The following is a 9,119-nucleotide window of genomic DNA, read 5'->3' as shown; positions in this document are numbered from 1 at the left end:
AGGTATCAATGGGATTTAAAAAAGATGACCCCTGTTCAATACAGAGATCATCTTCTTCAATCTGCCTAGACTTTTTTAAAATGTCCTTTACATAGGGTACAGTTTAACTATGGCCCCGTCTTTAGTAGGATTGCATACCCGTTTAATCCTAGCCCCTAGGCTCCACCATAAAAAACCGCCCTGTTCGCAATGTTGCTGACAGGGCGGTTTGCTATGTCATAGAGGGCAGCTTGAAAGTTAGCAGTCAACCTGCACTCAACAAGCTATCTTGCACGTTTTTAAGGCTAACTTATTAATAGAGCAGTTACACAATCATAAGATTACTCTGCTACAACTTGTTTGCCTGCAATCCGGCCGAAGGTGAAGATATCAGCGATGGCATTACCGCCAAGACGGTTTGCACCATGAATGACCCCTGTTACTTCACCTGCAGCGAACAGCCCAGGGATGACTTCGCCTTTTTCATTCAATACGCGAGTCTTCTCGTCGATCACCAATCCGCCCATTGTATGGTGAACGGATGGTACAGCTTTTTCGATGTAGTAAGGGCCTTTTTCAAGAGATTTCAATCCACCGCGATGTTTGAAATCAAGGTCTTTACCTGTTTTCGCATAATCATTTACTTTATTAATCGTTTCTTTCAAAGTGTTCACGTCAATTTTGAAGAAATCAGCCGCCTCTTCAATCGTATCGGCTTTAAAGAGCAAGCCTTGTTTAACGAGTTGATCGTATTCGTCTTGATGAACTTCGATCGTTTTACCGATATCCTCAATGCCTTGATTCCATAATTGATACGTATATCCGCCCGTTTGGGCAAGAATTGCTTTAGAAATAACGTCACGACGTTCTAATTCCTCAACAAAGCGCTTGCCTTCTTGGTTAATCAGGATCGCACCATCGAAGCGGGAGTCTGCAACCAGGGAAATAACACCTGTCTCAGGATTACAGATTGGATACGTTTGAATACTCTCCATGTTTGTCAGTTTGGCGCCAATCGTTTCTGCCATAACGATACCGTCACCTGTAGATCCTGGTGTATCGGTAGACATATATTTTTCATCCATTTTAGGGTTATACTTTTTACGCATCTCTACATTGGATCCAAAACCACCGGTAGCGATGATGACGCCTTTGTTCGCATGGAATGTGATCTTGTCGCCAGTACCCGAAGTCGCAGTTACACCGGTTACTTTGCCGCTTTCATCCTTCAGCAAGGTTTCGGCTTTCATATTCGTTTTGATCGTGATTTGATCAGCGTCTGTTTTGGCTTTTAACTTGGTAATCAATTCAACGCCTGTATGACCTACAGGAATCAACGCACGTTTTCTGGAATGGCCTCCAAATTGGAACAGATGATCAGGTAAGAACTCTACCTTGATATCATCGCGCAGCCATTCGGCAGATGTTAGAGCATTGTCGGCAAGAATACGAACCATCTTTGGATCCCCGAGGTTGTCTCCGCCTTTCATCGTATCATTATAGAATAATTCAGCCGTGTCATCTGTGATGCCAAGAGCACGTTCAACCCAGTTGTCAGGCGCATTCATCTCACCACCGGAGATCAATGTGTTGCCGCCAACAGCTGGCATTTTCTCGAGCAGAACTACATTAGCTCCAGCGCTCTTCGCTTCGATAGCCGCACTAAAGCCAGCACCCCCGGCACCGATGACGACAACATCATAGGTTTGCTCGGCTTCTTCTTTGTCTTTGCTTCCACTGACTGCAGCGCCAGCGACAAGGGTAAGTCCAGACTTCGTAATTGCATCTTGAATGGCTTCGAGATATCCTTTGCTTGTAACCGTAGATCCGCTAATGGCATCAACTTTTGCGCTGTTAGTTGCCATGACATCTTGCTTGAGCTGTGTATAAACAGGTTCTGCAAGTACTTCATTTTCCTTATGCTCTGTTACTTTAATGTCAGTGATCTTGTTATCTAATAAGGAAACTTGTACTTTAATATCGCCATGTTTACCTTGCCCAACTCCTTCAAAGACTTGAACACCGTTTGCATCTGCAGCGGGTGCTGCATCTTTACCGCCGCAGGCAGCAAGTGTGAACATAAGACTGAGGACTAGTAGAATAGATAACAGCTTTTTCGTGTGAGTTCGCATAATATCTCCTTCATTCTGTTGTGAATTGGTTACATACACTAGGGAGAGGAAGATTTGCTAGACAAATCCTTTATCTTTAGCCTAGACATGAATGGTGTTTCATGTGAAAATATGCACAAGACCTATTATAGATTTAGTACTGCATTATGTATTTGCACAGATTAGCGTTTTTTTGTCTTTTTCGGGCATGTAAGAAACGGATATTGTGAAGGGCTATGATTACAATGAAATCAATTCACTTAAAAATTACGTTAATCGCAGGAAGCTGCTTCTTGCTGCTGTTCATTGCATTGCTTGTAACAATATATTTGGAGATGAACCATACGGTTGTCCCTTTGAATAAGAACTTAACGCAGCAAGTGGTTAATGCACGCAGCGACCAGATCGATTATTGGTTTAATCAGCGCATCGGTGAGATAGACATGCTTGCTTCTCTAGCTTCGGACCATCATTGGACACGAGATGAATTGCTGCAAGAGATCGATAAGTTCGAGGCGAAGAAGCAAGTAGAGTACGAATCCATACGAGTGGTGGATATTCACGGAAATTCCTGGTCAGCAAAGGACAAGCCTTTTTCGATACTAAACCGACCCTACTATCGAAAACAACTGCTAAATTCAGATTCCAATTATGTGGTGAGTAATCCGATCGTATCCAAAGCGAATGCAGTTGAAATCGTCGTCATTCTATATCGCGTGAATCCATCGGTGAATGATGAGGTAGCTTATATTGCTGCAGCCGTCTCCGTCAAGAAGATGAAGGAGATTGCTCAAGATGTAATGCTATATGACCAGTCAGGCCAGCTTATCATCGATTGCAGAGAGCTGGGTGAAGGAGATGGAGCGGAGGATGCAGCAGATAAGAAGAACATGAGTGTATTTGAGGCTCCAATTCAAAATGTGGAAGGCTGGAAGCTAGTACTCGAAGTACCGAATTCAAGTCTATCGCTAGCGGTGATCAAAACCCAGCGGACTGCATTGCTGGTAGGCGTTCTTATCGGTAGTGCGTTTATCGTCTTTCTGATGCTGCTTGCTTCTTCCATTATTCGTCCAATTCAGTCGCTTCGCCAGGTAATGGAAAATGTGCAGAACGGCAACCAAACCATACGAGCAGATGTTACGCGCTCGGATGAGATCGGCGATCTTGGGCGAAGCTTCAATGACATGCTTGTTCAATTATACGCTGTGGAGCAGGACCGAAAGGAGATGGAACTCAGACTGATTCATGAGCAGATCAAGCCACACTTTTTATACAACACATTGGATACGATCCAGTGGATGGCAATGGAACATGGAGCAGACAATGTGGTGGAGATGGTGGAAGCGCTTAGCGCGTATTTCCGAGTAGGGCTTGGCACAGGCAGTCCCTACATTCTGCTTGATCAGGAGTTGTACCATGTCGAGAGTTATCTTCATATTCAAGGCGTGCGATATGAGGAGATTCTGGACTACGAGCTTCGATATGATGAAAAGCTTGCTCAGTGCCAAGTCGTTCGCTTCATGCTGCAGCCGTTGGTGGAAAATGCGATTTATCACGGGATTAAGCCACTTGGGGATCAAAAGTGCAAAATTTCGATTACAGCATATAAACAGGTCGATTATTTGGTCATTAAGGTTGAAAATAATGGGGTTATGATTCCTGAAGAGAAGCTTGAACAGATGAATCAAGCCCTTCTTGATGATAAATATGATCGTTCTGCCACAGGTTTTGGGCTATACAGTGTAAACCATCGCATTCGACTAGCTTACGGGGTGCCATATGGCCTTGCAGTGAAGAGCGAAAATGGCATTACCGTTATGGTCATTCGAATACCTTTGGAAGGGGAGCGAAATGAAGATGTGGAAGATTGTCATCGTCGATGATGAAACGATCATTCGCAAAGGCTTGCGACAATACATTGAGGAGAGTTCGTATCTTTTTGAAGTTGCAGGAGAAGCGAAAAGTGCAAACGAAGCATTGAATATGGTGGAGGAAGCCCCACCACATGTATGTCTTGTGGACATCAACATGCCGAATATGAATGGGCTCGATCTGATAAATATATTGCGCGAACGCTGCCCGTCGGTTCTGGTTGTCATCATCAGCGGCTACGATAACTTTGAATATGCGCGTCAAGCTGTGCAACTGCAAGCATTCGATTATGTATTGAAACCTGTGCCGAAGAGTGATCTGAACAAGCTGCTTCATCGGATCGATGAGCATCTTCAGGCAAAATATCCTTTGCATTCACATGAAAGCAGGGTGGATAAGGAGCGGGAGCTTCCCGGGTATACAGGGGATGGAACAGTGCTTATCCAAAAAGTGACCGAGTATATTGACAGTCATTATCAGGATCCGGAGCTGTCTATTACTCGAGTAGCAGCACTATTTCATATCAACCAAACCTATCTTAGCAAGCGTATGAAGCAAGAAATCGGTGCTTCATTCCTTGACTATGTCACTGAGCTTCGGATATCGAAGGCGAAGGAGATTCTGGATGACGTAATGCCGAATATCAAAATCGGGGATCTGGCCGTGAAGGTAGGGTATAAGAGCCAGTACTATTTTAGTCGTGTGTTCAAAAATAGAGTCGGCTCAAGCCCCTTAGAGTACAAAAAGCATCCGTTCGGTTATGGATAGAGCATCAATTTAGTAGAACGCCGCAGCAATTAGGCGCCACCATATATAAACACGACGCAACCTCGAGGGGTTGCGTTTTTTATTTGGCGGATTGCTTAGAGGACATTGCTAGAAAATAGGTAGGACCTAAGGAGGTAAACGCTATCTTTATACCTATGAAAACGCGACGTGAAGGCCTTCATGTCAACAAGTGTATACCCAATGTCATTAATTATCTATTTGAAAGAAAGGCCACTTTTCATAATGTTACTTTAAGGACATTGACATATGTTATAAGCTTCTATGACGTGTCGGAATCTCGGAAGGGAGGAAAGAGCATCGAGGTAAGCTAAAATGGAAGCGCATACCATTTAGGAGATTGATGTTTCTTGACTCAAGAATCAGAAGGGAGATAGTACGATATGAAGAGGAGTAGAAAATGGGTAGCTCTCGTCATGGTTGCGATCATGATTGTAACCATGATGCCAATCGCGCAAGCGGAAGAGGCGCTGCCGCCTACACAGACAGAGGAACAGACACCAGCGAACCCGCCGATCGAAGCCGATCCGGTCGAGGTGACGATTCCATCAGACCTACCGGGAGCGGGTACGGAGGGTGTTATTGCGTCAGTGTATGGGGCGGTATATCACAATCTTGCAGCGGGCTTATCTTATGAGTGGTCGCAAGAGCCGGAAGCTTCAAATCCGGATGAAGGCAACAAACTTACGGATGGTATATATGGGGCAAGCAATAGATCCGACGTAGCATGGGTTGGACATCATTTGGGTAAGACACGCGAAGTTGTGTTTGATTTGGGGGCGAAGAAATCACTCACGGGTATTAAAGCCAATTTCCTCGAAGATTGGCCAACGAACAATGTACTCGTGCCACTCACGGTATCGATGTACGTCTCCGATGACAAGGTGAACTGGGGACTGCTCAAAGACAATGCCACGCAGAAGCTGTGGAATGATGGTAAATACACGGAGACCTATGTGTGGGATGGCAGCAAGGACGGTATTAAAGCGATCGGCCCAGATGAGAAAATCGCGTATGCTCGGTACGTGAAAGTAACATTCACAATGCATACGCGTGCAATGACCTTCGTGGATGAGATTGAAATCCTCGGTGAAGAGGGCAAAGTTGCCGGAGCCGTAACTGTTCCAACGTATACGCCGAAATTCTTGGAGGCAGGCGAAGCGACAGCGGGTATCGAGCATCTTGGACTTTTGTATAACGGGCAATATGCGAATGACTTAGGCATCTGGACGAAAGAACGGATCATTCCGAACATTAGTTATGTCGATAAGGACGGCAAGATTAAGGATCGACTCTTCGACGGCGTCCTGTATCTTGGCATAAACTCTCCAAATCCAGGTCGTGATTTCGGCGGGCGGGCTTATCTGGAAGATTGGAAATGGTATCTGGATAAAACCTTTGCGGTAGGCGGCGATATGGATGCGTTAAACGCAGCGGCTAAGGAAGTATCCGATGCGCTGAACGAGTCTGGCGTGAAGGAAAAGGTTGTCCTCATGATTCCGGATCCAGGTGAATCGATCACTAATTTCGGAGCTGTTGAACAAGGTGGAGAATCGCTGAACTTCAATGATTCCGTTGGCAAAGAGAAAGCCCTTGCGAACCGTGAAAAAGCAGTTCAATGGTGGCTGCAGCAAGTCAAATCGAGATGGGAAGCAAAAGGTTACGCTAACCTCGAGCTTGTAGGTATGTACTGGTTCGAAGAGCAAATCAGCACAAGCCAATCCGGACCGGATCTGATCCGTTCGGTGAGCAGCACCCTGCATGACATGCAAATTAGCGGCAAGGACCTGAAGTTCTTCTGGATTCCGCACTTCTTCGCTTATAAAGCTTTCATGTGGAAGGATGTCGGCTTCGATGCGGTGACGATCCAACCGAACTACTTCTTCGAGCCGACGGATATCGAGCGCTTGGAGGATTCTGCGAATCTGGCGAAGCAGTATGGCATGTCCAATGAACTCGAGTTTGATGATCGGATGCTGACGGACGGCGTGTTCCGCGAGCGGTATATCGATTACTTGAACAGCGGTGCGAAGACAGGGCTCATGAAGGATGGCTTCAAATCGTATTACCAAGGTAACAATGCAGTCTATAACACCGCGGTAAGTAAAGATCCAGCGACACGCGTTCTTTACGACTGGCTGTATCAATTTGTTAAAGGAACATATCAGGTCAACGAAGCTCCGCCTTCCGAGGTAGACGTTCAGATGAACGGCAAGCCGTTCCAGAGCGGGATGAAGCTGCCCGATTCAGAATCCGTATCCTTTACATGGAAGCTTAGAACGGATGATGGTCTGACAAAAGTGACGGCGACGTATGACGGCAAGCCATATACAGCGGGTAACGTTATTCCGCTTGCAGGCAAGCTTGGCAAGCATGAGCTTAACATTACCGTTACGGCGGGGCGTATGGTGACAAAGTCATATGTTATCGAAGCAACGACGAATGCATCTGGTATGAAAGCGTTAGTCGACCGCTTCGAAAAAGCGAAGCAATTTACCAATTCTGCAACGGTGCGTTCTTTGAACAACTATTTGGAAATGATGAAGCGCTATGAAGGGAAAGATGCAGCGCAAGTCACCAAGTATCTCCAAGGCTTTAACGCAAAGCTGGATGAATTCAAGATGGCGGGTACGATAAAAGATGAGGCGTACAATACGCTGAAGGAAAGCGTCTATTACCTAATAGGCAATTTGGCGCAGAATAAAACGGTAGAAGCTTCATCGACCGAAGGCAATAATGCGAATTATGCACCGGCTAAAGCCGTCGATGGATTCCCTGCTTCAAGATGGGCGAGCGAATACGTGGACAATACTTGGTTCCTGGTCGATCTCGATGAAGTGAAGGAAATGGATACGGTTCGAATCGATTGGGAATATGCTCGTGCCGATAAATACAAACTTCTTGTGTCGAACGATAAGCAGAACTGGATCAATGTCATGCCAAATGACGGAATTATTACCGCGCATGATGGCAAAGAAACGATTCAGTTCAACCCGGTCAAGGCAAGATACATGAAGTTACAAGGCATAAAAAGAGCAACCGATTACGGATATTCCATCTACGAGTTTGGTGTCTATAACCTCTCGGGCGCTGTAGACGTGAAGGGCATTGAGGGCATACAAGTAAAGGTTGACGAGGAAGCAAAAAAAGTAACAATTGATGGGTTGCTGATGAATGGCGTCCTTACAAATGTGAAGTTGAAGGTGCTTGATCCGAAAGGCAAGGTTCAACTCGAAGATGAGACGAAGAGTACAGTCGCGGGAAGCTTCCAATTCACATTCAAACTTACGGGTAATTTAAAGGGAACCAATGAGGCGTATCTATCGACTGGCTATATGAGCGAGCCTGTAAAAGTGACCTTTGAATACTCAAAAGAAAACCCGGGTAAAGGTCACGATAAGTAATGGAGAAATAATCCATCCAAGCAGCAATACGACCCGCGCTGAAACTTCCGTACCGGTTATCTAATTATCTGTCCGAGTAAGACTAATAACCGAAGTAAAAACGTTTGAGACGTAACATAACAAGCCGATTAGGTGCCAGACCATTGGGTCTATACCTAATCGGCTTGTTTCTATGTAGACGTGAAAAATAGAGGATTAGATGAATGGAAATTGGGGAGAAAACCAAATATTTCAAGTCGTTCCTCTGTTTTTATATCAAGATATTATTCAGGTTTTAGTGGGATTGTATTATGTATTGTATAATAGAACGACTGCCTGAGCAGTTATTTATAACATAAAACATAGGAGGATACATGTCCTGGAGCAAATTGAAGCAACAACTGGAGAGTTTTCTCTGTCCTGCGTTATACGGCAGGGTTGAATATCGCGCAAGCAGTTACCGTTATTTACCTGATAAATCAGGGAATTGTTATATTTCGGTAGATAAAAAGAACGTACTCAATATGAATGATAGAACTAGCTCAATTAGGTGGTATCAGACGGAGCAGGAGATTAAGAATGATTCAGATCTCCAAATTCCTATCAACCATGAAGACATTGAAGCGGTTAGAAAAGATAGTAAGGGGATCATCCCGGAGGATCGGCTAATAGTCATTGCAAGAAGCAGAAAAATATCAGAAGTTGCAAAGGAGCTTTTGTCAGCACAGACATCATTAAGTAAATCGAATTTTATTGTTATAGCTACTAAGTATTTATCTATTTCCATAGAGGAGAGCTTAGAAAGCGACGATATCTTATTGAATATTCTAGCTTTAGTGGACAGACGAGTTGGGAAAAAGCGAATTTTAAACATGAGCGAGAAGATGAAGTTAAAGCATCCAATTGTACAATATTTTTATGAACTACGGCGTAGTACATTGTGAAAATAAACGAACAGAAGACCCCGGGAAACTCCTGTGTGTCTTCT

General features: G+C 44.7%; 5 protein-coding genes. 4 read left to right on the top strand and 1 reads right to left on the bottom strand.

All coding sequences use genetic code 11. The annotated features are described in order from the left end of the window. Nucleotides 1-320 precede the first annotated feature (320 nt). Nucleotides 321-2,111, bottom strand: a complete 1,791-nt coding sequence (locus PAENI_RS30035; protein WP_223179032.1) for a flavocytochrome c — start codon at nt 2,109-2,111, stop codon at nt 321-323. 224 nt (nt 2,112-2,335) lie between these two features. Here PAENI_RS30035 and PAENI_RS30030 point away from each other — a divergent pair, with 224 nt between their 5' ends. From PAENI_RS30030 to PAENI_RS30015, 4 genes are all read left to right on the top strand, one after another. After that, a complete protein-coding gene (locus tag PAENI_RS30030) occupies nt 2,336-3,973 on the top strand; it encodes a sensor histidine kinase (RefSeq protein WP_188114744.1) in 1,638 nt (545 codons plus the stop codon). Continuing rightward, a complete protein-coding gene (locus tag PAENI_RS30025; RefSeq protein WP_188114743.1) occupies nt 3,942-4,730 on the top strand; it encodes a response regulator transcription factor in 789 nt (262 codons plus the stop codon). Before PAENI_RS30030 ends, PAENI_RS30025 begins: the two co-directional genes overlap by 32 nt. A gap of 401 nt (nt 4,731-5,131) precedes the next feature. Then, on the top strand, nt 5,132-8,152 hold the full coding sequence (locus PAENI_RS30020; protein ID WP_149647769.1) for a DUF4855 domain-containing protein: 3,021 nt from the start codon (nt 5,132-5,134) through the stop codon (nt 8,150-8,152). A gap of 353 nt (nt 8,153-8,505) precedes the next feature. After that, the gene (locus tag PAENI_RS30015) at nt 8,506-9,075 is read left to right on the top strand and encodes an SF0329 family protein (RefSeq protein WP_042184812.1); all 570 of its coding nucleotides are present in this window, start codon (nt 8,506-8,508) and stop codon (nt 9,073-9,075) included. Nucleotides 9,076-9,119 lie beyond the last annotated feature (44 nt).

It is taken from the genome of Paenibacillus sp. B2(2019) (assembly GCF_008370385.1).
Classification (GTDB): Bacteria; Bacillota; Bacilli; order Paenibacillales; family Paenibacillaceae; genus Paenibacillus_AQ.
This window is presented reverse-complemented; position numbering and strand designations above follow the sequence as displayed.

Bases quoted from the DNA above. Each gene is read 5' to 3' on its own strand.
- PAENI_RS30035 (WP_223179032.1), bottom strand. From the start codon at position 2,111: ATGCGAACTCACACGAAAAAGCTGTTATCTATTCTACTAGTCCTCAGT.
- PAENI_RS30030 (WP_188114744.1), top strand. From the start codon at position 2,336: ATGAAATCAATTCACTTAAAAATTACGTTAATCGCAGGAAGCTGCTTC.
- PAENI_RS30025 (WP_188114743.1), top strand. From the start codon at position 3,942: ATGAAGATGTGGAAGATTGTCATCGTCGATGATGAAACGATCATTCGC.
- PAENI_RS30020 (WP_149647769.1), top strand. From the start codon at position 5,132: ATGAAGAGGAGTAGAAAATGGGTAGCTCTCGTCATGGTTGCGATCATG.
- PAENI_RS30015 (WP_042184812.1), top strand. From the start codon at position 8,506: ATGTCCTGGAGCAAATTGAAGCAACAACTGGAGAGTTTTCTCTGTCCT.